Origin of the sequence: Shewanella sp. 38A_GOM-205m (assembly GCF_000518445.1) — a bacterium.
Taxonomy (GTDB): domain Bacteria; phylum Pseudomonadota; class Gammaproteobacteria; order Enterobacterales; family Shewanellaceae; genus Shewanella; species Shewanella algae.
Window position 1 is genome coordinate 1 of sequence record NZ_KI912438.1, and the last position, 22,742, is coordinate 22,742.

General features: G+C 53.1%; 21 protein-coding genes and 1 pseudogene. 12 read left to right on the forward strand and 10 right to left on the reverse strand.

Annotated features, from left to right (window positions below; genetic code table 11):
• Both N512_RS0119745 and N512_RS0119750 read right to left on the reverse strand, forming a co-directional pair.
• A pseudogene (locus tag N512_RS0119745) lies at nt 1–507 on the reverse strand (transposase); the annotation flags it as partial.
• A gap of 239 nt (nt 508–746) precedes the next feature.
• A complete protein-coding gene (locus N512_RS0119750) occupies nt 747–1,919 on the reverse strand; it encodes a benzoate/H(+) symporter BenE family transporter (RefSeq protein ID WP_028781414.1) in 1,173 nt (390 codons plus the stop codon).
• Between the two features lie 129 nt (nt 1,920–2,048).
• Here N512_RS0119750 and N512_RS0119755 point away from each other — a divergent pair, with 129 nt between their 5' ends.
• The 4 genes from N512_RS0119755 (at nt 2,049) to N512_RS0119770 (ending at nt 4,648) form a co-directional block, all read left to right on the forward strand.
• Nucleotides 2,049–2,624, forward strand: a complete 576-nt coding sequence (locus N512_RS0119755; RefSeq protein ID WP_028781415.1) for a helix-turn-helix domain-containing protein — start codon at nt 2,049–2,051, stop codon at nt 2,622–2,624.
• Between the two features lie 92 nt (nt 2,625–2,716).
• Nucleotides 2,717–3,196 (forward strand): hypothetical protein, encoded by a 480-nt coding sequence (locus N512_RS0119760; protein WP_028781416.1) that lies wholly within the window; start codon nt 2,717–2,719, stop codon nt 3,194–3,196.
• 14 nt (nt 3,197–3,210) lie between these two features.
• Complete coding sequence (locus N512_RS0119765) at nt 3,211–3,996, forward strand: hypothetical protein (protein WP_028781417.1); 786 nt, start codon at nt 3,211–3,213, stop codon at nt 3,994–3,996.
• Between the two features lie 148 nt (nt 3,997–4,144).
• Nucleotides 4,145–4,648: a YaiI/YqxD family protein gene (locus N512_RS0119770; protein WP_269319542.1), complete on the forward strand. Its 504-nt coding sequence runs from the start codon at nt 4,145–4,147 to the stop codon at nt 4,646–4,648.
• Nucleotides 4,649–4,822: 174 nt separating this feature from the next.
• Here N512_RS0119770 and N512_RS0119775 read toward each other — a convergent pair whose 3' ends face one another.
• Nucleotides 4,823–5,716, reverse strand: a complete 894-nt coding sequence (locus N512_RS0119775; RefSeq protein ID WP_028781419.1) for a LysR substrate-binding domain-containing protein — start codon at nt 5,714–5,716, stop codon at nt 4,823–4,825.
• Nucleotides 5,717–5,848: 132 nt separating this feature from the next.
• On the opposite strand from N512_RS0119775, the gene N512_RS0119780 reads away from it, so the two are divergent.
• The 3 genes from N512_RS0119780 to N512_RS0119790 all read left to right on the forward strand — a co-directional run bounded on the left by N512_RS0119780 (nt 5,849) and on the right by N512_RS0119790 (nt 8,445).
• Nucleotides 5,849–6,973: an S-(hydroxymethyl)glutathione dehydrogenase/class III alcohol dehydrogenase gene (locus N512_RS0119780; protein ID WP_028781420.1), complete on the forward strand. Its 1,125-nt coding sequence runs from the start codon at nt 5,849–5,851 to the stop codon at nt 6,971–6,973.
• A gap of 10 nt (nt 6,974–6,983) precedes the next feature.
• Nucleotides 6,984–7,820, forward strand: a complete 837-nt coding sequence (fghA, locus tag N512_RS0119785) for an S-formylglutathione hydrolase (protein WP_037475742.1) — start codon at nt 6,984–6,986, stop codon at nt 7,818–7,820.
• A gap of 163 nt (nt 7,821–7,983) precedes the next feature.
• Nucleotides 7,984–8,445 (forward strand): hypothetical protein, encoded by a 462-nt coding sequence (locus N512_RS0119790; protein WP_025011191.1) that lies wholly within the window; start codon nt 7,984–7,986, stop codon nt 8,443–8,445.
• A 23-nt stretch (nt 8,446–8,468) separates the two neighbouring features.
• On the opposite strand, the gene N512_RS0119795 is transcribed toward N512_RS0119790, so the two are convergent.
• From N512_RS0119795 to ppsR, 4 genes are all read right to left on the reverse strand, one after another.
• Nucleotides 8,469–9,134: a response regulator transcription factor gene (locus N512_RS0119795; protein ID WP_028781422.1), complete on the reverse strand. Its 666-nt coding sequence runs from the start codon at nt 9,132–9,134 to the stop codon at nt 8,469–8,471.
• Nucleotides 9,135–9,359: 225 nt separating this feature from the next.
• Nucleotides 9,360–9,791, reverse strand: coding sequence for an acyl-CoA thioesterase (locus N512_RS0119800; RefSeq protein ID WP_025011189.1), 432 nt, complete (start codon nt 9,789–9,791; stop codon nt 9,360–9,362).
• Nucleotides 9,792–9,987: 196 nt separating this feature from the next.
• On the reverse strand, nt 9,988–11,052 hold the full coding sequence (locus N512_RS0119805) for a 3-deoxy-7-phosphoheptulonate synthase (RefSeq protein WP_028781423.1): 1,065 nt from the start codon (nt 11,050–11,052) through the stop codon (nt 9,988–9,990).
• 242 nt (nt 11,053–11,294) lie between these two features.
• Nucleotides 11,295–12,107 carry a posphoenolpyruvate synthetase regulatory kinase/phosphorylase PpsR gene (ppsR, locus tag N512_RS0119810; protein WP_028781424.1) on the reverse strand — a complete coding sequence of 271 codons (813 nt, stop codon included), beginning with the start codon at nt 12,105–12,107 and terminating at the stop codon, nt 11,295–11,297.
• Nucleotides 12,108–12,231: 124 nt separating this feature from the next.
• Between ppsR and ppsA the strand changes: the two genes are divergently transcribed.
• The 4 genes from ppsA (at nt 12,232) to N512_RS0119830 (ending at nt 19,131) form a co-directional block, all read left to right on the forward strand.
• Nucleotides 12,232–14,601 carry a phosphoenolpyruvate synthase gene (gene ppsA / locus N512_RS0119815; protein WP_025887681.1) on the forward strand — a complete coding sequence of 790 codons (2,370 nt, stop codon included), beginning with the start codon at nt 12,232–12,234 and terminating at the stop codon, nt 14,599–14,601.
• Nucleotides 14,602–14,698: 97 nt separating this feature from the next.
• Entirely contained in the window at nt 14,699–17,743 is a 3,045-nt protein-coding gene (gene ydiJ / locus N512_RS0119820) for a D-2-hydroxyglutarate dehydrogenase YdiJ (protein WP_028781425.1), read from the forward strand.
• A gap of 67 nt (nt 17,744–17,810) precedes the next feature.
• Complete coding sequence (locus N512_RS0119825) at nt 17,811–18,260, forward strand: DUF1285 domain-containing protein (protein ID WP_028781426.1); 450 nt, start codon at nt 17,811–17,813, stop codon at nt 18,258–18,260.
• A gap of 448 nt (nt 18,261–18,708) precedes the next feature.
• Nucleotides 18,709–19,131: a MarR family winged helix-turn-helix transcriptional regulator gene (locus N512_RS0119830; RefSeq protein WP_025011184.1), complete on the forward strand. Its 423-nt coding sequence runs from the start codon at nt 18,709–18,711 to the stop codon at nt 19,129–19,131.
• A gap of 28 nt (nt 19,132–19,159) precedes the next feature.
• Here N512_RS0119830 and N512_RS0119835 read toward each other — a convergent pair whose 3' ends face one another.
• Nucleotides 19,160–19,498 (reverse strand): hypothetical protein, encoded by a 339-nt coding sequence (locus N512_RS0119835; protein WP_223828833.1) that lies wholly within the window; start codon nt 19,496–19,498, stop codon nt 19,160–19,162.
• Between the two features lie 173 nt (nt 19,499–19,671).
• The gene (locus N512_RS0119840) at nt 19,672–20,706 is read right to left on the reverse strand and encodes a Glu/Leu/Phe/Val dehydrogenase dimerization domain-containing protein (protein WP_028781427.1); all 1,035 of its coding nucleotides are present in this window, start codon (nt 20,704–20,706) and stop codon (nt 19,672–19,674) included.
• A gap of 300 nt (nt 20,707–21,006) precedes the next feature.
• Here N512_RS0119840 and N512_RS0119845 point away from each other — a divergent pair, with 300 nt between their 5' ends.
• The gene (locus tag N512_RS0119845) at nt 21,007–21,441 is read left to right on the forward strand and encodes a DUF4826 family protein (RefSeq protein WP_028781428.1); all 435 of its coding nucleotides are present in this window, start codon (nt 21,007–21,009) and stop codon (nt 21,439–21,441) included.
• Between the two features lie 145 nt (nt 21,442–21,586).
• Here N512_RS0119845 and N512_RS0119850 read toward each other — a convergent pair whose 3' ends face one another.
• Complete coding sequence (locus tag N512_RS0119850; RefSeq protein ID WP_028781429.1) at nt 21,587–22,729, reverse strand: ribosomal protein uL16 3-hydroxylase; 1,143 nt, start codon at nt 22,727–22,729, stop codon at nt 21,587–21,589.
• Nucleotides 22,730–22,742 lie beyond the last annotated feature (13 nt).

The window sequence follows — 22,742 nt, forward strand, 5'->3', positions numbered from 1 at the left end:
CTGGGATTTGAAGCGGCCTTCCCAGAAGCGACCGCTGCATCCGTCTTCCCGGTTGGCTTGTCTGGCAATAGGTTCATTGAGCGCGCGCATAAACCAACTGATATCCATCAAACGTTGGCGATAGACTTCAGCGGTTTGTTGCAGGGTGAGATATTCAATATCAGAAAGTGTTTCACCGCGCAGAAAACGCTGGGATAACAGGGTTCCACTGTAAAGCAGGTGCCAACGCTGTAAAACCTGCTCCAATGTCCATTCTGTGGCGGTTTTCAAGTCAACTCTGAGTACCAAGTGCAGATGATTGGACATGACTGCATAGGCACACAAGTCAATGGCGAACACTGCCGCCAGTTCCAATAAGCGCGACTCAACCCAATCGCGGCGATGTTCATAGCTCTTGCCCGAATAGTCATCAACGCCACATAGGAAGGCGCGACGTACACAGCGGGAGATGCAGTGATAGAAGGGGGTGTCCTCAAGACTGACTTGAGCATATCTTGGCCTCGGCATGGCATCCTTTCCTTTTCAAAGGCTCCATTCAAGCCTAGACAAGGTGAGATAAACCTGCCAAGAATTATGGGTGTCGCCATTTTGGCCATTTTGAGCCAGTCGCCATTTTGAGCCATTTTGAGCCGCCATTTTGAGCCATTTTGTTATTTCCTTTTCCCGGCAACGGACACGGCATCGCGAAAATGTAGCAGTATTCGGATCAGCTAGTTAGACCTAACCACAGCTAAGCTTTTGCTTGTTTAAGTTGTGGTTAACGCGCGATGCTTGTGCCAGTAATGCATTAAAAACCCGAGCAATAATCCCCAGAAGGCGCTGCCGATCCCCAATACACTCACGCCAGATGCGGTGACGAGAAACGTAATTACCACCACTTCATGTTCGTCGTTATCCGCAAGCGCTGCGGTTAGACTGTTACCTATGGTGCCAAGCAGCGCCAATCCTGCAATCGCGAGCACCAATTCCTTCGGAAATGCGGCGAATAGCCCAACGACTGTTGCGCCGAGTAGACCAGTTATCAAATAAAATACTCCGCCCCACACCGCCGCCCAGTAACGGCTTGCGGGGTTAGGGTCTGCCTCTTTACCCATGCAAATCGCTGCCGTAATGGCCGAGAGATTAAAGGCAAAGCCGCCAAAGGGTGCAAACAGTACGCCCATCAGACCCGTCACGGTAATTAGTGGCGAGATAGGCGGGCGATAACCATGGCCGTGAAGCGCTGCTACCCCTGGCATATTTTGTGAGGCCATAGTCACCACAAATAAGGGCAGCGCCACACCTACCACGTTGGCTATAGAAAACGCTGGCGCTATCCATACGGGGGCGGCGAATTGCAGCTCAAGCTTATCGAGTTTCAGTAGATCCAATTGATAACTCATCCCTATCCCCGCGACAAGGGTAAGCAACATAATGTAGCGCGGCGCCCAGGGCTTAAGCACAATAAACACCAATAACATCAATAGGATTAAACTCAGTTGAGTCTGCATGGCTTGAAACAGCCCTAAGCCAAACTGCAGTAAAATCCCCGCCAACATGGCCGAAGCGACTGACTGCGGCATGATACGAATAAGCTTATCCATCCAGCCTGCCAAGCCGCAAAGCGTGATCAACAAAGAGCTAATCAGGAAGGCACCAACGGCTTCGTGGATACTTAATCCCGTAAGGCTGGTGACCATCAGCGCCGCCCCTGGGGTCGACCATGCCGTAAGCACCGGATTTTTATAGTAGAGAGACAGGCCAATACTGGTGAGCCCCATGCCGACACCCAAGGCCCACAGCCATGAACTCATTTGTGCCGATGTCGCGCCCACGGCATCCGCCGCCTGCAGGATAATCACCGCCGAACTGCTGTAGCCCACCAGCACGGCAATAAAGCCCGCCGATATTTTTGATAGTCCTAAAGCCTCGCGCCACATCATCCTTACTCCTCTACCTACCTTAGCCTTGATCGTCGAACCATTTCTTGTGCGCTATAACGCACGAGATAGACAAGATAGCACCTGTGCGTTATAACGTACAAATAATTTTTTAAGCGCCAGAACCTAATGCAGACCATCAATAGCTATCTTGCCGCGACCCTAAAGCAACTGCGCAGCCAAAAGGGTTGGAGTTTAGATAAAGCGGCACTCGAGACAGGCGTAAGCAAGGCCATGATAGGCCAGATTGAGCGCGGCGAATCTAGTCCCACTATTGCTACCCTGTGGAAAATCGCCAGCGGTTTTAATACCTCCCTCTCGACCTTTCTGGAGCCAATGCCCGAGAGCCAAGGCGCCGTCTTTCGTAACGCCGATGCATTACGCCAAAAGCCTGCAACCGATGGAATGTTAGTGGCGTCGCTATTTCCCTTTGAGCCTCGCTTTGGTTTTGAAATGTTTGAACTTACCCTATTGCCGCACTATGAGCGTCTCTCCGAGCCCCATGAGGCGGGTGTGACCGAGCATGTGATCGTGTTGAGCGGCACTATGGAAGTGTTAGTCGATGGTCAGTGGCAGCCACTACAGCAGGGTGAAGCCGTGCGCTTTGCCGCAGATAAACCCCATGGTTACCGCAACTTAAGAGATCAACCCGTAGTGTTTCATGATCTTATCCACTACCACAGGGAAGCGCCTGCCACTGATTAACGCCGACAAGCCAAACAACAATAATCGAGACACCCAGAACAATAATCGAGACACCCAGTATTAGCTGCTAGTGGTTGTCCGGAGAGTCAAGTATGACGATAACAGCTGTAGGCAAATCCATGGCGCTGGCTTTGAAGGAACAGGGCTTCAAGCCGGTTCAGGAATGTGAAGCAAAGATCCCCGGGTGCGTCGCGCTTTTGAAAAGGCAAACCTGGGCCAGCAATAGAGCCGTAGCTATGGTTTATCTGGCTGAGTTGCCTTCAGATATGGATACTTACATCAGCCAGTTAAGGAACAGAGTCGCGTTTAAGGTGGGATTCCTGCCGCTAGTTTGGGGCTTATATCTTCAGGTTATTATCTTTTGCCCCAAAATCAGTGAAGAAGCACTCTCCCCGGCAGATTATGTAGCCAAATTGGATAATCAATGGGCCATAGTGCAAAGCGTTTTCTTGGTCGATACAGTCAATAAGGTTTTCAAAGAGGGCAGAACCTGGGGCCAGTTTTTGAGCTCCAGCTATCAGGATGCGATTTCAAGCGAGCTACAGGCCTTTTATACAAAGAGTGATAGATAATTTATGGTTGGAAAATGATCCCTAACTTGGATATTGCCGGCGATTGGCGAGCTTACCTCGAGGCCAGGGCGAGCGGAATTAAGTCTTTATGGAAAAAAGAGTTGGCAGCCGTGCTTGAGCGCATAGACGCGCTCGAGGGTGAGGCGCTGGCATCTTACCTCGAGTCGCTATGCGAGTTGGCTCTCTGCCGTTCACAGCCGGATATGAACGCCCCGCAGGCCGCGAGCGAGGAGGTTAGGCAACTTGAGCTGGACAGTCCTTCACTGGCACTGCCCTTGGCCCACCCCGGATTACTGCCAAAGTTGCAGGCGTTTTGGCTGGCACGTTTTGATGAGCCCAGAGTAAAACTTTGGCTCTACTGTGCTTATGGGCTGCAGGATACTTATATCAAAATGCGGCCGCTACTGGGTGCCGCAGAAGGCATTGACAATCCGTCTCCCGAGATTTTGCTGCAGCAAATACTGGCCGATAGCGGGGTTACAGACTTCCTGCGCCAGCAAGCAGCATTGCATTTGGCCCGCAGTCTGTTGGAAAGCCTGGATTTTGCGTTGCATGAAGTGCCGTATTGTTTGTGTATTCGGGCCGATATCTGTTGGCAGATGCTGGATGAGCTTGATGAGTTGGCCACTATTTTACCGGTTGTGCCGTTATCCCGCTTTAATTTGAGTGGTGAGGCTTATCGCCGGGCATTGACGCTGTGGTGCAACTATTGCGATTACACGGAAGAGCAAGGTGCGCGTGGGCACGAGCCGCTTGAGTATGATGACTGGTGTGCCAAACTGGCAGAAGAGCACGATTGAAAGCGTTTGAGTTGATGCTCAGGAGGGCGAAGTGTTGATACGCTCCCGGGCAAAATGCTTGATTGTAGGCATGGGGATTTAGCGCGCACCGATACGCGGCTTGGGATAGAATGGCATGCAAATTTTATTGCAAACTAAAGGAGCGCGAGTGCAGCAGAATCAAAATGAGCAGGCATCAGACCTGGCACAAATCTGGGTCGATGCCGATGCCTGCCCGGTAGTGATCCGCGAAATGTTGGTGCGGGCGGCGGCGCGTACCGGCATCAATGTCACTTTTGTCGCCAATCAGGCGCTCAGGATAATAGGTGCTGCCAGTGTCAAAACCTTACAAGTTCCCAAGGGGTTTGATGTGGCCGATAACGAAATCGTGCGCCTGTGTCAGGCCGGCGATTTGGTGATCAGCAATGATATTCCGCTGGCGGCCGAAGTGATAGACAAGGGCGCCAAGGCGCTCAATAGCCGCGGTGAGCTGCTGAATCGCGACAATGTGCGTGCCCGCCTCAATATGCGGGATTTTCTCGATACCCTGCGTGCCAGCGGTATAGATACCGGTGGCAGTCCCAAGTTGAGCCAGGCAGATAGACAGGCCTTTGCCAATGAGCTGGATAAATATCTGCTGCACTGGCAGTGCGCTAAGACGCGTCAGGGGTAAGCCTGCCAAGCCTAGATTTGAAATCACAGAGATTCGAAATCACAGGGACTCGAAAGCTCAGAGACTTGAAATTTTAGCGGCTATGCAGGATTCAGAGCCTACGCAGAATTCGTTTCCTATTTAAGATCTGGCTGCAGTTCAAGACCTGTCATCCATTCAAGGCAGGGCATCCATTCAAGACTTGCCCAGATCCGGTGCCTCCGGCAGCGCTTGCTGCAGAAAGTCCAGCAGCAGGCTGACCTTGGGCGACAGATGGCGGTTCTGTGGGTATAAGGCCCAAATACCCTCAGGCGCCGCCTGGTAAGCCTCGAGCACTGATACCAGGGCGCCGCTGGCGAGATCCTCGCCGACATAATAATCGGGCAGTTGCACCAGCCCGAGCCCTTTGCGGGCAGCATCCAATAGCCCAGGGCCAGAATTACACACCAAGCGGCCACTCAAACGCCATTGACGTTCCTGGCCCTGCTCGATAAAACGCCAGTAAGGGTGGTTACCCAGTAAACATTGATGCCGATGCAGCTCGCCCAGAGTGTGGGGCACGCCGTGGTTGGCCAGATACTCCGGGCTGGCACAGACATAATTGCGGCGACTGCCAAGACGCCGCGCCATCAAGCTGGAGTCCGCCAGCTTACCCAGCCGAATCGCCAAATCATAACCGCCATCAATCAGATCCAGCGTCTTGTTGTTGAGATCCAGTTGCAGATCCAGCTTGGGGTGCAGGCAGAGAAAGTCATTCAGCAGCGGCAGAATAAACTGCTCGCCGTAAGTGACCGGCGCCGTCACCCGCAGCAAGCCCTGCGGGGTTTGTTTCAAACTGCCCAGGGCGCGCTCGGCTTCTTCTATGCCATCTTGCAGCAAGCGGCAGTGGCGATAATAAAGCTGACCCTCTTCACTGAGCGACACCTTGCGGGTAGTGCGATAGAAGAGTTTGCTTGCCAGGCGTTTCTCCAGCGCGGCGATTTGGCGGCTTATCTGCGCTACAGACAAGTTGAGCCGCTCGGCGGCGCGGGTAAAGCTCTGGCTCTCGGCCACGGCGATAAATTCGCTGATCCCTTCCCAGTGGTTCATTATTACTTCTCAGTAAAAGTGATTTGTATATTTGGCTGATTATCTTTTATTTTGGAATAAATACAATGTTGGCATCCGGTTTATGAGCCAAGAGGTTCGTTACCGAATCAATCACAACAGAAGGAAGCGACAATGACAGACAAATTTATCAAGTCCCGCGCCGCCGTAGCCTGGGCCGCCGGTGAGCCGTTGAAGATGGAAGAGGTGGATGTGATGTTGCCCAAGGCCGGTGAGGTATTGGTGCGCATTGTTGCCAGTGGTGTGTGTCATACCGATGCCTTTACTTTGAGCGGCGACGACCCAGAAGGTGTGTTTCCGGCCATTCTCGGCCATGAGGGCGGCGGCATAGTGGAGATGGTCGGCGAAGGTGTCACAAGTGTGGCGGTGGGCGATCATGTTATTCCTCTTTACACGCCTGAATGCGGTGAGTGTAAGTTCTGCCGCTCCGGCAAGACCAACCTGTGTCAGAAGATCCGTGAGACCCAGGGCAAGGGCCTGATGCCGGATGGTACCACCCGCTTCTTCAAAGACGGCAAGCCGATTTTCCACTACATGGGCTGCTCGACTTTCTCTGAATATACAGTATTGCCTGAGATCTCCCTGGCCAAAGTCAACAAGTCGGCGCCGCTGGAAGAGATCTGCCTTCTGGGCTGCGGTGTCACTACCGGCATGGGCGCTGTAATGAATACTGCCAAGGTGGAAGAGGGCGCCACCGTGGCCATCTTCGGGCTCGGCGGCATAGGGCTGTCGGCGGTGATTGGCGCTGTGATGGCCAAGGCCGGTCGCATCATAGGCATAGATGTCAATGAATCCAAGTTTGAACTGGCGAAGAAGCTGGGGGCAACCGAGTGCATCAACCCCAAGGACTATGACAAGCCTATTCAGCAGGTGATTGTGGATTTGACCGACGGTGGTGTCGATTATTCGTTCGAGTGTATCGGCAATGTGGATGTGATGCGTTCGGCGCTCGAGTGTTGCCACAAGGGCTGGGGCGAGTCAGTGATCATTGGGGTTGCCGGTGCCGGACAGGAGATCTCCACCAGACCCTTCCAACTGGTGACCGGCCGGGTGTGGAAAGGCTCGGCTTTCGGTGGTGTCAAAGGACGCTCACAGTTGCCAGGCATAGTGGAAGATTATCTGGCCGGTAAATTCAAGCTGGATGACTTTATCACCCACACCATGGGGCTTGAAGATATCAATGAAGCCTTCGAGCTGATGCATGAAGGCAAGAGCATTCGCAGCGTGATCCACTTCTGAGGACCTTCTGATGGAAAATATCAGTAACAACAGGTCGTTTGGAGGCTGGCACAAGCAGTATCGTCATCACTCCAGCAGTTTGAACTGCGAGATGCGTTTCGCCATCTATCTGCCGGAGCAGGCCAATAGCCAAAAAGTACCTGTGCTGTATTGGCTCTCAGGGTTGACCTGTACGGATGAGAACTTTATGCAAAAGGCCGGGGCCCAGCGCCTCGCGTCTCAGCTGGGGCTGGCCATAGTCTGTCCGGATACCAGCCCGCGCGGAGAAGGTGTGGCCGATGCCGAAGATGCTGCCTACGATCTGGGGTTGGGGGCCGGTTTTTATGTCAATGCTACCCAGGCTCCCTGGAGCAGTCACTATCGTATGTATGACTATGTGGTAGATGAGTTGCCGGCCTTGATAGAGCAGCACTTTCCGGTATCGGATAAGCGCTCCATTGCCGGTCACTCCATGGGCGGCCACGGCGCGCTGATGATAGCCCTTAAAAATCCGGGCCGTTACCTCAGTGCCAGTGCCTTTGCCCCCATCAGTCATCCTAGCCAGTGCCCTTGGGGCCAGAAGGCGTTTGCTGCCTATCTTGGCAGCGACAGGGAGGCTTGGAAGGCTTATGACACGGTAGAGCTGATAAAAAGTGGTGCCAAAGGGCTACCGATGCGGGTTGATCAGGGCGAGAGTGATCTGTTCCTGGCCGAGCAGTTACTGCCACAGGCCTTGCAGGCCGCCGCCACTGACGCCGGAATTGCGCTGAGTTTTCACAGCCACCCCGGCTATGATCACAGCTACTATTTTATTGCTTCATTTATCGACGAGCAGCTTAAGTTTCATGCCGGCCATCTGGGCTTGTAAACGCTGAGCCTCTCAAATGCAGCGCCGCCGAGGGTTTGCTCCGGCGGCGTTTTTTTATGCGTTATAGCGGCCATTGCCCGGTATCCGCTTGTTGAGTACTTTCTTGTTTACCCCACTTTTGTCTGAGGGGAATTAACGAGCGCAGGGATTAATGGGAGGGAACATGAAAATAGGCAGATGGCAGACACCCTTCGAGCAGGGGGATCTTTTTATCACCGGGCTCTTCTGGGGTGGTGATTTCATGTTGCAGCTTCCCGGCGGCAAACGCTATCAAATCAAAAATACGCCCCATCCCGGGGTCGATCTCAGCCTGGAGCTGTTTCATTTACCGAGTGAAGGGCGCTATCGGCTGCATTACCACTCGGTCACTGCGTTTCGTATGTTGGATGAACATGGGTTGCTGGAGCTTTGGCAGGCGCTGAGCGAGCTTGGGGACGAACAGGGTTACAACAGCCGCCTGATTAAAGATCACGCCTGGTCGCAGGAAAGCCCAATCAGTTTCTTCCATGGGCACAGTGAAGGCTGGTCACATCTTATCTGCACCGGCGATGAGTGTGTCGAAGTGTTGTGCCCGGGTGCGCCGGAAATCATCTATCTTGGCAAGTGTGCCGCCATGGAGGACTGAAAAATCTTTGGGAAGCGGTGAGATCAGTTGATCTCGACCTTTTCCATCCCCAGTTGCTGCAGCGCTATCACGGCCTGGGTGCGGTTGCGAACCCCCAACTTACGGAAGATAGCGGTGGCGTGGGCCTTGATGGTCGCCTCGGATACGCCCAGGTCGTAGGCTATCTGCTTGTTGAGCAGGCCTTCGGCAAACATTTGCAACACCTTGTATTGCTGCGGCGTCAGCTCCGAGAGCTTGCCGGCGACCTTGTCGGTTTCGTCCTCATCATTGATTTCAACCAACTCTATGCCTTGAGGCAGCCAGATATCGCCGAACATTACTGCGGTGATTGCTTCGATAAAGGTTTCCATCGACGCCGACTTGGGAATAAAACCGGCGCCGCCATAGTGCAGGGCACGGCTGATGGTGGCGGCATCTTCGTGGGCTGAAATCACTATCACCGGCAGTTCGGGGAAGTGGGCGCGCAGATGGATAAGGGTGGAGTAGCCATGGGCGCCCGGCATCTGCAGATCCAGTAGTACCAGATCATATCCCTGATGAGTTTGCTCAAGCAGTTTTTGCAGCGCATCGGCACTGTCGGCCTCAAACCAGCGGGTATTGGATAAACCGCTGTTAAGCGCCTGGCGCAGGGCATTGCGAAATAAAGGGTGATCATCGGCGATGATAATATTTAAGTTCTCTGGCTTCATGGCTTGTTATGATTATGGCTCTGCACGCTGAAGAAGGGTCAATGTAACAGAAAAGTGACAAATAATCCTATTGCTTTATCAGGGTTTAAGTGACTTTTTGTTACTGTCGCTTTTAGACTTTAGTCGAGAACGACGGTCAATAAAAGCCTTTTCAGCGGCAAAGACTGTTGCAGAATGAAACCTAAAAAGCCTGTAGCCAGATACAGGCCAGGATTATGCGAGGGCCTAGTTGGCCAGATCATCACTCCAGATCTGGGTCGGCTTTCTGTCTTCATCGACGGCCACGAAGGTGAAGACACCGCGGATAGCGTGCTCGCGCTTATCCTGATACATATCTTCTACAAAAATGTTCACTTCGACTTTCATCGAAGTGTTGCCCACATGGATCACCCGGGCGATCAATTCTGCCAGGCTACCGGCGGGGATCGGTTTTTTGAAATCGATTCTGTCAGAGCTGACGGTGACCAGTGTCTTGCGACAAAAGCGGGTGGCGGCGATAAAGGCGGTTTCATCCATCCAGGCGAGGGCTTCACCGCCAAACAGTGTGTTGTGATGATTGGTAATGGACGGGAAAACCGCCTTGATCACCCGAGCCTCGGCTTGTTCAATTCGGCGTGCTACGGCCACTTCATATTGGCTCTGTGTCGTTTCTGGCATACGGCAACCTCAAGGTTATGCTGGAAAATCAGGGGCGGTATTATAGTTCGACCAAAGGCGGATTGACAGCCTGGGCCAGAAAGCGCTGCATGAAAAATATTGGATGTTCAAAAGTATCCGGGCACGAAAAAGCCCCGGCATCTCCAGCGTGGAGATACCGGGGCGATTCCATTTCAGTGGTCCGTATCTGGGCGACTTATTTGCCCAGCAGGCGGCGTCTTTCCTTGGCGGCGGCGGCCAGATCTCTGAGCAGCTTTTCCGAGTCTTCCCAGTGCAGGCAGGCATCTGTGATGCTTTTGCCGTAAGTGAGTGGCTCACCGGCAACCACTTTCTGATTGCCTTCCACAATAAAACTCTCGGCCATGATACCGGCAATGGCGGTGGAGCCGCTGCGCAGCTGCGCCATGATATCTTCGGCGACTTCCAGCTGCTTCTTGTGCTGCTTCTGGCTGTTACCATGGCTGAAGTCGACCACTATGCCGGAGTGGATCCCAACCGAGTCCATCTGCTCTCTGGCTTTGGTCACATGCTGCTCGCTGTAGTTGGGAGTTTTACCGCCACGCAGAATGATATGCCCATAGGGATTACCATGGGTGCGGTAGACCGCCAGTGAGCCGTCTTTGTCCGGAGAGTAGAAGATATGTGGCTCTCTGGCGGCGCGCACTGCATCAACGGCAATATTGATGTTGCCGTCGGTACCGTTCTTGAAGCCTACCGGGCAGGAGAGTGCCGAGGCCATTTCGCGGTGAATTTGGCTTTCTGTGGTGCGGGCCCCGATGGCGCCCCAGGTGATGAGATCGGCAATATACTGACCATTCACCATATCCAAAAACTCGGTGGCGATAGGCAGTTTCAGCTCGGTGATCTGCTGCAGTAACTTGCGGGCCAGGCGCAGGCCTTTATTGGGGCTGAAGCTGCCGTCCAAGTCAGGATCGGAAATCAGGCCTTTCCAGCCGACTATGGTGCGGGGTTTCTCAAAATAGACCCGCATCAGAATGCACAGATCGTCTTTGAGTTCATGGTGCAGCTTGGCCAAGCGACCGGCATACTCCAGGGCCGCTTCTGTGTCATGGATGGAGCAGGGGCCTATGATGACCAACAAACGCGGATCGTCACCCTGAATAATGGCTTCGACTTCGCGGCGTTGTTCAACCAGGTAGTCTGCGGCTTCCTGAGTCAATGGATACTCAGATGCGAGTTGGGCAGGTGAGATCACTTTACATAAGAGAGAGGTGCGTAATTCGTCTGTTTTAATGGTCATTCATGATACCGGGGGAAATTTCTTGAGCGCTTTGCGCTTATCTTGTGTCGGATTATAACCAATCGAGCCGAGCTGCAAAGTGGCAATTGTCCGATAATTGCCCAAGTGGGCCTTGAAAAAGTGTCAAGTCCCACTTGAGCCATTCAGGGTTCGCACTGTGGTAACAAGTAGTTAGCCAGAAAATGCCATTCTGTAACTCAGTTTCAACTCGGGCAGGTTTTGTCTGCCGCCTGGGGGGATTTTCAGAACATATGGCGCTCAAGACCCGTGGCGTCGAGGATCTTGGTGGCAATTTCCTCGACCGATTGGTTGGTGGTGTCTATATAAGGGATGCGCTCTTTCTTGAACATCATCTCCACCTCTTTGACTTCGAGGCGGCATTGGCGCAAGGAGGAATAGCGACTGTTCTCCATTCGGCTCTGACGTATCTCATGCAGGCGTACGGGTTCAATGGTCAGCCCAAACAGTTTGGATTTGTTGCGTTTCAGCACCTCGGGCAGCTTGAGGTTGTCCATATCATCCTGAATAAAAGGATAGTTGGCGGCCTTGATACCAAACTGCATCGACAGATAGAGGCTTGATGGCGTCTTGCCGCAGCGGGAAACCCCAAGCAGGATAATGTCGGCCTTGTCCATATGCTTCATGGTCTGGCCGTCGTCGTTTTCCATGGCAAAGTTAATGGCGTCGATACGGGCATCGTAACCTGCGTTGGCCATACCATGGGTGCGATGCAGTGCCGGGCTGGCCGGTACCCCCAATTGTTGCTCCAGTGGCGCGACAAAAGTGTTGAGAAAGTCGTAGTCCAGGCCTTCACTGGAATAAATGATGTCGCGAATTTCCGGTTTGACGATGGAATGAAACACCAGAGGCCGTTCCCCTGTTGTAATAAAACTATCATTAATCTGCTTTTTAACGGCTTCTGCCTTAGCAGTATTTTCCACAAAAGGAATGGTAAGTGAGTCAAATTCCAATGGAAATTGAGAAAGTACTGCGTGACCAAACACTTCGGCCGTGATCGCTGTTCCATCAGAAATGTAGAATACTTTACGTGCCATGCCGACCTCGTGTAGTAATAAAATTACAAATAAAATTATAGATTTACGCTTGTTGCCACGGAGTGTAAAATGCCGCTGCCCTCGTGTGAAGGGGCCACTGAAATAAACTTGCGGAGATAGAACTGTGCAGCAATACGTACTCTGGTATCAGGAATTAGGCATGGGTGACGTCAACAAGGTCGGCGGTAAAAACGCTTCCCTTGGTGAAATGATCAGTAATCTGGCCAATGCCGGTGTTCAAGTACCTGGCGGCTTTGCGACCACATCCCACGCGTTCAATGAGTTTCTTGAGCAAAGTGGAGTAAACCAGAAGATATACGACATTCTTGACACATTGGATGTAGATGATGTCAACGCACTGGCTAAAGTTGGTGCACAGATCAGACAGTGGGTTATCGAAACCCCATTTCAGCCAGAACTCGAACAAGCGATTCGGGAAGCCTACGAAAAATTAGCCTCTGAAACCCAAGACGCCTCATTCGCCGTGCGTTCCTCTGCCACTGCAGAAGATATGCCCGACGCTTCATTTGCCGGTCAGCAAGAAACCTTCCTCAACGTGAAGGGCTTCGAAGCTGTATTGGTTGCCATCAAGCATGTGTTTGCCTCCCTGTTCAATGATCGCGCTATCTCCTATCGTGTGCATCAGGGTTACGACCATCGCGGTGTGGCGCTGTCAGCCGGTGTTCAGCGCATGGTACGTTCCGACAAGGCGGCTTCAGGCGTGATGTTCACCATGGATACCGAGTCCGGTAACAAGGACGTGGTATTTATCACTTCTTCCTTCGGTTTGGGCGAAATGGTAGTACAAGGTGCGGTTAACCCGGACGAGTTCTACGTACACAAGCCAACCCTGACTGCCGGTCACAAGGCCGTTGTTCGTCGTAACATCGGCAGCAAGCTGATCCAGATGGTGTACTCGGATGATGCATCTCACGGCAAGCAGGTGAAAATTGAAGATGTCGCCAAAGAACAGCGCATGACTTTCTCCATCAATGATGAAGAAGTGATGGAGCTGGCCAAGCAGGCGATGATCATTGAAAAGCATTATGGCCGTCCGATGGATATCGAATGGGCCAAAGACGGTAACGACGGTCGTCTCTACATAGTTCAGGCTCGCCCTGAAACCGTACGCTCCCGTGAAGATGTGCAGCTGATTGAGCGTTATCACCTCAAGAGCCGTGGCGAAGTGATCTGTGAGGGTCGCGCCATTGGCCACAAGGTGGGATCAGGTGTTGCCAAGGTGCTCAAATCTATCGACGAAATGGACAAGATCCAGCCAGGCGATGTACTGGTTACCGATATGACCGACCCGGATTGGGAACCTATCATGAAGCGCGCCAGCGCCATTGTCACCAACCGTGGTGGTCGTACTTGTCACGCTGCTATCATTGCCCGTGAACTGGGCGTGCCTGCGGTAGTGGGTTGTGGTGACGTGACCGACAAAATTCAAAACGGTCAGGAAGTGACGGTATCCTGCGCCGAAGGCGACACAGGTTATATCTATCAAGGCAAGCTGGAGTTTGATGTGATTTCCAGCCGCGTTGATTCCATGCCTGATCTGCCGATGAAGATAATGATGAACGTGGGTAACCCTGACCGCGCCTTCGACTTTGCCCGTCTGCCTAACGAAGGTGTGGGTCTGGCCCGTCTCGAGTTCATCATCAACCGCATGATAGGTATTCACCCCAAGGCTCTGCTGGAATTTGATCAGCAAACCGATGAGCTGAAAGCCGAGATCACCGAGATGATTGCCGGTTATGAATCTCCGGTTGAATACTATGTTGCCCGTCTGGTGGAAGGTATCTCTTCTATCGCTGCAGCATTCCACCCCAAGAAGGCCATCGTGCGTATGTCTGACTTCAAGTCAAACGAATATGCCAACCTGATCGGCGGTGACAAGTACGAGCCAGAGGAAGAGAACCCAATGCTGGGCTTCCGTGGCGCCAGCCGCTACATCTCCGAGTCGTTCCGCGATTGTTTCGCCCTCGAGTGTGAAGCCATCAAGCGGGTTCGTAACGACATGGGGCTGAAGAACGTTGAGATCATGATCCCGTTCGTTCGTACTCTTGAAGAAGGCCGTCAGGTTATCGAACTACTGAAAGAGCAAGGTCTGGAGCGCGGTAAAGATGGTCTGCGCGTCATCATGATGTGTGAACTGCCATCCAACGCCCTGCTGGCGGATCAGTTCCTGGAGATGTTTGATGGTTTCTCCATCGGCTCCAACGACCTGACTCAGCTGACTCTGGGTCTGGACCGCGACTCAGGCATCATCAGTCACCTGTTCGACGAGCGTAACGAAGCCGTTAAGGCGTTGCTGGCGATGGCTATCAAGTCAGCCAAGGCCAAGGGTGCTTACGTGGGTATCTGTGGTCAGGGTCCTTCGGATCACGCCGACTTCGCTGCCTGGTTGGTGGAGCAGGGCATAGACACAGTGTCTCTGAACCCCGACACAGTGATCGACACCTGGTTGTACCTGGCTGAAGCCCACGGCTAAGCTTGAAACAACTCAGTAAGTTATGAAAGAAGCCGCTTTTTAGCGGCTTCTTTTTGTTTATAATGGCCCGATAACAATAATTGAGCCGAGCAATAAGATGTTACCCCTATTATCACACCAACAAACTCTGGAACCCCTGTATCTGGATTATCTGAATGCGCTTGAGCAGCGAGGCTTTCGCGGCGATATCGACAGGCGCTACAGTGCCCGCTTGGCTCAAGCGACGGATAACTCTGTCTATCAGTTCCTGCCGCAGGCGGTGCTTTATCCCAGAGACAGCGCCGATATTGCCATGGCGTTGCGGCTCGCTTGTGAGGAGGCTTTTGCCAAGGTGGTCTTCAGTGCCCGCGGCGGCGGTACCGGAACCAATGGCCAGGCGCTGACCCATGGGGTAGTGCTGGATCTCTCACGCCATATGAACCGGGTGCTGGAAGTTAACCCAGAGGAAGGTTGGGTCAGAGTCGAGGCCGGTGTGGTCAAGGATGCGCTCAATGATGCGTTGCGGCCGCACGGCTTTTTCTTCAGTCCGGATCTTTCCACCTCCAACCGTGCCACCCTGGGCGGCATGATCAATACCGATGCCTCCGGCGCCGGCTCGCTGGTGTATGGCAAGACCTCGGATCATGTGCTGGAGCTTACCAGTGTGTTGGTGGATGGCAGTGTGCTGCACACGGCTCCGGTGAGCCGCGAGGCACTGGAATCGGGTGAGCAGGTCACTGACAACCCGCTCGGCAACAAGTTGATTACCGAAGTGGCCCGTCGCTGCCGTGAGCAGCGAGAACTGATTGAACAGCGCTTTCCCAAACTGAACCGTTTTTTGACCGGTTACGATCTGAAAAATGTCTGGGATCAACAGCTCAGCGAATTCAATCTGTCGCGGATCCTCACGGGCTCTGAGGGAACGCTGGCGGTGGTGACTGAGGCCAAACTGGATATCACCCCCTTGCCGGCCAGCCGCCTTATGGTCAACATCAAGTATGACTCTTTTGAATCGGCACTGCGCCATGCGCCCGACTTGGTGCTCGCCAATGCCACTGTGGTGGAAACCGTCGATTCCAAGGTGCTGAATCTGGCGCGGGAAGACATTATCTGGCACTCGGTATCAGAACTTATTCAGGAAGTGCCCGGCAAGGTGATCGATGGCCTTAACATGGTGGAGTTTGCCGGAGAACAAGCCCAGGTCGATGAGCGGGCAGAGCGTCTGGCCGCGGCGCTGGATGCACAGATTACCGCCGGTGAAAAAGGGGTGCTTGGGTATCAGCTCACCCGGGATGCCGGTTCCATCAATAAGATTTATGCCATGCGCAAGAAGGCGGTCGGGCTGCTCGGGGCCACCAAAGGCCGCCGCAAACCGATAGCCTTCGCCGAAGATACCGCCGTACCACCGGAAAAGCTCGCCGACTATATCATGGAGTTCCGTGCCCTGTTGGATAGCCATCAACTGCAATACGGCATGTTCGGCCATGTGGATGCCGGGGTGCTGCACGTGCGTCCGGCGCTGGATATGTGCGATCCCAAGGATGAAGCCTTGCTGCGCACCGTCTCGGATCAAGTGGCAGCACTGACGCAGAAATACGGCGGCCTAATGTGGGGCGAGCACGGTAAAGGCGTGCGTGGTGAGTATGGCCCCCAGGTATTTGGCGAGCAGCTTTGGAGTGAGCTTGAAGAAGTTAAGACACTGTTCGACCCCCAGAATAAACTCAACCCGGGTAAGCTGGTGGCGCCCAAAGGCCAACAGCTTATCTACAATGTCGACAGTACCAAGCGCGGCAGTTTCGATAGGCAAATACCTGTCAGTGTCCGCGATGCCTTCCCGGATGTGATGAACTGTAACGGCAACGGCCTGTGTTTCAACTACAGCCGCTTTTCGCCCATGTGCCCCTCTTTCAAGGTGACTGGAGACAGGATCCATTCGCCCAAGGGCCGCGCCGGATTAATGCGTGAGTGGCTGCGACTGCTGGAATCTGAAGGCGTTGATTTCAATCTGCTGGCCAAGTCCAAACCCATGGGCCTGTTGCAGCGGCTGCAGAACAGCCTCAATGCCAAGAAAGAATACGACTATTCCCACGAGGTGATGGAGTCGCTCAAGGGCTGTCTCGCCTGTAAGGCGTGCTCCGGCCAGTGTCCGGTGAAGGTGGATGTTCCCAAGTTCCGGGCACAGTTTTTCAGTATCTATTACCGCCGTTATCAGCGTCCCGCCAAGGATTACCTGGTGGCCGGTGTCGAGGATTCGGTGCAGCTGATGGCCAAGGCGCCCCGGCTGAGTAACTTTGCGGCGCAGAATCCTCTATCCAAGTGGGTGATTAAGAAGGCTCTGGGGTATGTGGATGCGCCTGCGCTGTCTGTTCCTACGCTGAAACAGCGCCTGGATGCTCACCCCAGCCGTGGTTATGATCTCAACGCCTTGAGCGCTATCCCCGCCGCTGAGCGACAAAACTATGTGTTGGTAGTGCAGGATCCTTTCAACAGCTTCTACGATGCCGAACTGGTTTATCGCTTTATTCGCCTGATTGAAGCGCTTGGACTCAAGCCGGTATTGCTGCCGTTCAAGCCCAACGGTAAACCGGCTCATATCAAGGGCTTTCTGGAGCAGTTTGCCAAGATGGCGCAGACCGCCGCCGATTTTCTCAATCAGGTGCATGCCCTTGGCATGCCCATGGTGGGGGTAGATCCGGCGCTAGTGTTGGTTTATCGCGACGAATACCGTGAAGCGCTCGGCGCCAAGCGCGGCCAGTTCAATGTCCAGCTTGCCAGCGAGTGGCTCAGTACTATGCTCGAACAGTTACCGCAACTGCCTGCAAGCGGGCGTGAGTTCACCTGGTTCAGCCACTGCACCGAATCCAGTGCCCGTCCCGGCACTGCCAAAGAATGGCAAACCATCTTCGCCCGTTTTGGTGCCCAGTTGGGAACCGTGAATCTGGGTTGTTGCGGCATGGCCGGCACCTATGGCCATGAGTTGGAAAACCTGCCACGTTCCAAGGCTTTGTATGAGATGTCCTGGGATGAGGCTATAAAGTCGCTGCCGCAGGAGCAGATACTGGTGTCCGGTTATTCCTGTCGCAGCCAGGTCAAACGCTTTGGCGGCTTCAGGCCCAGGCACCCCATCGAAGCCTTGCTGGAACTGACTCAAACGCAAGCCTGAGAGCGCCAAGAATAGGGCTCCAAAAGTATGGAGCCCATGAATAGGGAACCCAAAATAGGAAGCCAGGATGAAACAGTCGGCAGACAAGGTGAGTGAGGCCCTGAAAGGGCTGGGGGCAAGGCCGGACTTATGTCAGCAGCAAGCCCTGTTTGAGATAGACGTTAAAGGCGATTGGTATTATCTCAACTCACCGCTGCCGGCCAAGTTTGCCAGGCTCTTCAGTAGTATTTTGCACTGCATCGAGGGAGAACACCTGTTGATCACCCCGGCAGAGCGTTTGAAGGTTGCGGTGGCCGACACACCGCTCATCATAGTCGATTACAAGCAGCTGGATATCGAGGCCGAGAGCAGCCGTTTTGCCCTGGTTTGCTCCCAGGGTAATGAGTTCGAGGTGCAGGGGCTCAATGTCTTTGAGAGCGCCGAATCCGGGCTATTGGTAAGCTTGCCTCGAGGTCTCAAGGCCAGGCTTGGGCGTGCCTGTTTCTATCGCTTTGCCGAAACCTATTTACTGAGTTAAAAGTCAACGGAATCGCTTTGCCATTCAGGCAGATATAAAACCTTTATTTACAGTAGCCTGACTGTAAATGCCCCATTATTCTCCTTTCTTGTGTTAGTGAAATATTCAGCAGGTGGTAGTATTAATACCATTCGTATAGAAGTTTGATTGACTCAGAATCAGGGCCGCCACTCAAGTTTAAAGCGGATACTGGACTGGTAGATATGCCCCAAAAGGCAAGTCAAAAAGCTGCGTATAGGGCGGTCAATGCAGATTTATTCCGCTGGAGATGCCATACCTTGCGCTGCTTTCATGCCCCTGAGTAGGTCAATCATTTGGCGCAGTGGTATAGTTAAACTCGGCAGTGGAAATGGCCCGGCACCAATGAAGCAGAATAAGCGATTTTGCTGCATGGGGCGAAGCCCTGCCGATAGCGAACAGACAAGCCCTGAAGTACAGGAGGTGTTGCTTGAACCGCAAAGAGAGTCTCGGTTATCTGGTATCCCATCTGAACGTGGAATTGCAACATGAACTGGATAGCCGCCTGAAGCGTTATCAGCTGGATATTAAACTCTGGCCTGTGTTGTTTGCGCTCTGGCAAGAGGAAGGGATCAGCCAAACCGAGTTGTCACGTCGCTGTGATGTGGCCAACTACACCATGACACGCCTGCTGGATCAACTGCAGGTACAAGGCTTAATCTATCGCCATCAGGAAGAAGACAACCGGCGTGCGTTTCAAATTTTCCTGACCGATCAGGCCAAGGCGATGGAGCAGGACTTAATTCGCGAGGCCGAGCGGGTCAACGAGAAGTTTATGGCAGCCTTGGATGAGCCGGAAAGAGGGCAGCTGCTCATGCTGCTCAACAAGATCAATCATACTGACAAGCGTTAACCCTATGGTTGAATGTGTGCTCGGTAAATCAAAGATAAACCAATAGCACGCACACCAATCCCCCCAGTAGCAACCAGTGTTGCAGATGTGAGCTGCTTGACTGCTGTTTCCCCTGTTTGAGGCTCGCCAGCAGGCGGTTACACTTGTAGATGCGACAGATAGTCAGCTCTGTGGTGGGGTCAACCAGGAGTTGCATTCGGCAACGTACACCGTTACGCAACTTGAAGCTGTGCTCGCTGTGCAGCCCCAGGTTGAATTTGCTGGATACCACTTTACCGTCGACAAACAAACGCTCAAATCCATTCCAGTTGCTGGCCTGTAATTCAACCTTTTGCTGCTCCACTTCATAGCCGAATCTGAGCATCATTGACTCCCTGACATTCGAGATGACGAATGCTAAGTCAAGCAGAGACAGATGACGCTTGCCAGTCCGTAAAAATGAATTTTCTGTTTCTGGTGCTTATCTATTTGCCGACAGGAGGAAAATTTTTTCAGGAATAAAAAAGGGCCCGAAGGCCCCTTTATGGAATATGAGTGAGCTTAGGCTTGGGTACCATTGATGATGGCGCGGGCCATCTCATCTGCTACTTCAGCCGTGGTACGGTTTTGCTCATCGGCCTGCTTGAATATGGACAACAGGGTGTTGTAGATCTCTTCAACCTTGGCGGTAGACTTGGCGGCATCATAGTCTTTTTCGAAAGACACGTTGATGATACCACCGGCGTTGATCACATAGTCTGGGGCATAGAGGATGCCCATCTGCTTGAGCTGCTCACCATGGCGGGGCTCGGCCAACTGGTTGTTGGCGCAGCCTGCGACTATGCTCGCTTTCAGCTGTGGCAGTGTGGTGTCGTTAAGTGTGGCGCCCAGGGCGCAAGGGGCATAGACATCGACGTCCAGAGCATAGATGTCCTGAGGGGCAACCACCACGGCGCCAAAGTCGGTGGCGACCTTGTCCAGTGATGCTTGATGGATATCGGTTACAAACAGCTCTGCGCCTTCTTCATGCAGATGCTTGCACAGATAATAGCCCACATGGCCTACGCCCTGAACGGCTATCTTGAGGCCCTTGAGGCTATCTTTGTCCAGTTTGTGTTTAACGGCAGCCTTGATACCCAGGTAAGTTCCCATGGCGGTAAAAGGAGAGGGATCGCCGCTCATTCCTTCCAGACCAAGCACATAAGGGGTTTCATCATGGGCAATCATGATGTCGGCAGGGGTGGTCCCCACATCTTCGGCCGAGTAGTAGCGTCCGCCCAGGCTGTGAACAAAACGGCCAAAGGCGCGGAACAGTTGTTCACGATTCTCTGTCTTGGGATCGGCTATGATCACCGACTTACCGCCACCCATGGCCAGACCGGCCAGCGCGTTCTTGTAAGTCATACCGCGGGAGAGGCGCAACACATCAGTGAGAGCTTCATCATCTGATTGGTAGTTCCACATACGGCAACCGCCTACGGCAGGGCCCAGGTTGGTGTTGTGGATGGCGATGATGGCACGCAGGCCACTTTCCTTGTCATGACAGAATACTACCTGTTCATGTTCGTCGAATGATACATGATTAAATACAGCCACGTCTGTTCTCCGCTGTGCATATTGGGGCGGCGCTTAGCGGCCGCCTACCGCTTGTTATATTTATTGCAGAACCATAGCATTTAGCGATACTCTCAACAAAGCTGATGAGCAGAATATTTGTGATCTATCTGGCAATTTTGCTTTCCACCTTACGTTAACGTAAAGCTGGTTGAAAACTGAAGTCAGCCACCCATAGTCGTCTCATTATGGAGTGGTACTGAAAAAGCCGGCCAGAGGCTTAGTTGAACAGATACAGAATATAAAAACACAATAAAAACAAACAAGAAGAAAGGAAAGTTTATGACTGAACAGACAAGTACATCGCCTAACGCCGAACAGCAGGAAGCCTTGCGCCAGGCTTGGGTGCGTGAACAGTTCCAGAAAGCCAATAAATTTCTTGCCGAGAAAGGGGTGATCCCCAGCAAAGTGGTACCGGCGGAAAGCCGTTATCTGGCGCCTTATGTAGCCATGTGGAAAATCGAATCCAAACAGCCCAGCCACAAGACCTATTGGGTGATGTCCGGTGACTTGCCTTCTGACTATGTTGATGTCAGCGTAGCAGCCACTGCTCGCGAAGCCTTGCGTCACTTTTCGCTGACCTGGCAGCTCAAGGCCGAGAACCTGGTGCAATCTGGGGCGACCAAAGACCCTACCCAGGCCAAATTCGCCCAGTTGCTGGTCTCCAGAGCCGAGAGCCTATACAAGATCCAGGAAGACGATAAACTCTGGGGCTGATAACCCTAGAGCAAACAAAAAAGCAGCCGTAGGCTGCTTTTTTAGTGTCTGTGCTGTGTCTTGCCAAGCCAAGTGAGAGTTTGAATAAGGGTTCAAACCTCAGGCCTAAAGTTCAAACCTCGGCCTTAGCAGCAGGGGAGTCGGCTCATTCCTCGTCACTGAGATAGCAATAACCCTTTTCCAAAAGTTCGCACAGCAGCAATGCCACGGCATCATCCTGAAGCAGTGACTCAAGATCTTCGCCGCTGATGCTGGTGTGATTGGCAATAAGCAGCGCCTGCTTTTCACTGCCTTGCGGCAATTCAAAAGCTTCACCATTGATAAACAGTCGGCAGTTGGGATCGTCTTCCAGCATGAGAATTTTAAGCCCACCTATGCGCTTGAATACAGCGCCTTCGGCCGCGGCTTCTCTGAGCTCCTCGGTACTCATAGGCTCACCCTGGCAAATATCCAGCTCAAAGCGGTTCTGACTCAACAATTTGCCCAGCACGCCCTGATAATAGTCAGGGTTCTCAGTCAGCTCTTTCAGCAGCGCCATCATCCCCTGTTGCTGGCTCTTGGCGATCAGCGCAGGTTGCCCGGCTTCTTCACTCGAAGTGAAGCGTTTGTGGCCGAGATCCTGATCAAGCATAAAGTCGGCCATTTCGCTGATAAGTTCTTGCTGACTCGGTGCCCGGAAGCCTATTGAGTAGGACAGTGCCAGGGTCAGGGTTTCGCCCCTGTGGGGGAAACCGGGCGGAATATACAGCATGTCGCCGGGCTCCAGCACTGTATCTATGATGGGCTCAAAGTCTTCAATCAAAGGGGTATTGGGATTGTTGCCACGCTTGGCGTATTGACCCTTGGCACCCACTGTCCAGCGCCTGCGCCCCTCGCCTTGAATGATAAAGACATCATAGTTGTCGATATGGGGGCCGACACCACCACCCGGCGTGGCAAAGGACACCATTAGGTCATCAAAGCGCCAGTCCGGCAGGAAACGGAAGGCTTCCACCAGACCCTGTGAGTCCGGATACCAGTGGTTGACGGCCTGTACCAGCAGTTGCCAGTTTTCTTCACCGAACTTGTCATAGTCTTCAAACGGGCCTGAGATCACTTCCCAGTCCTGCCCCTTGGTGAGTACTACCCGTGAGGAGATCTCCTCTTCACAGGCGAGGCCCGCCAGCTCATCGGCGGCGATAGGATCGACAAAGTCCTTGAAGGCTTGTCTGATCACCTTGGGTTGTTGCTGCCATACCTCTTTAACAAAGGCATCTCTGTCTAGAGTCAGCTGGTAAGTGTTCGTCATCTGTTATCCAATC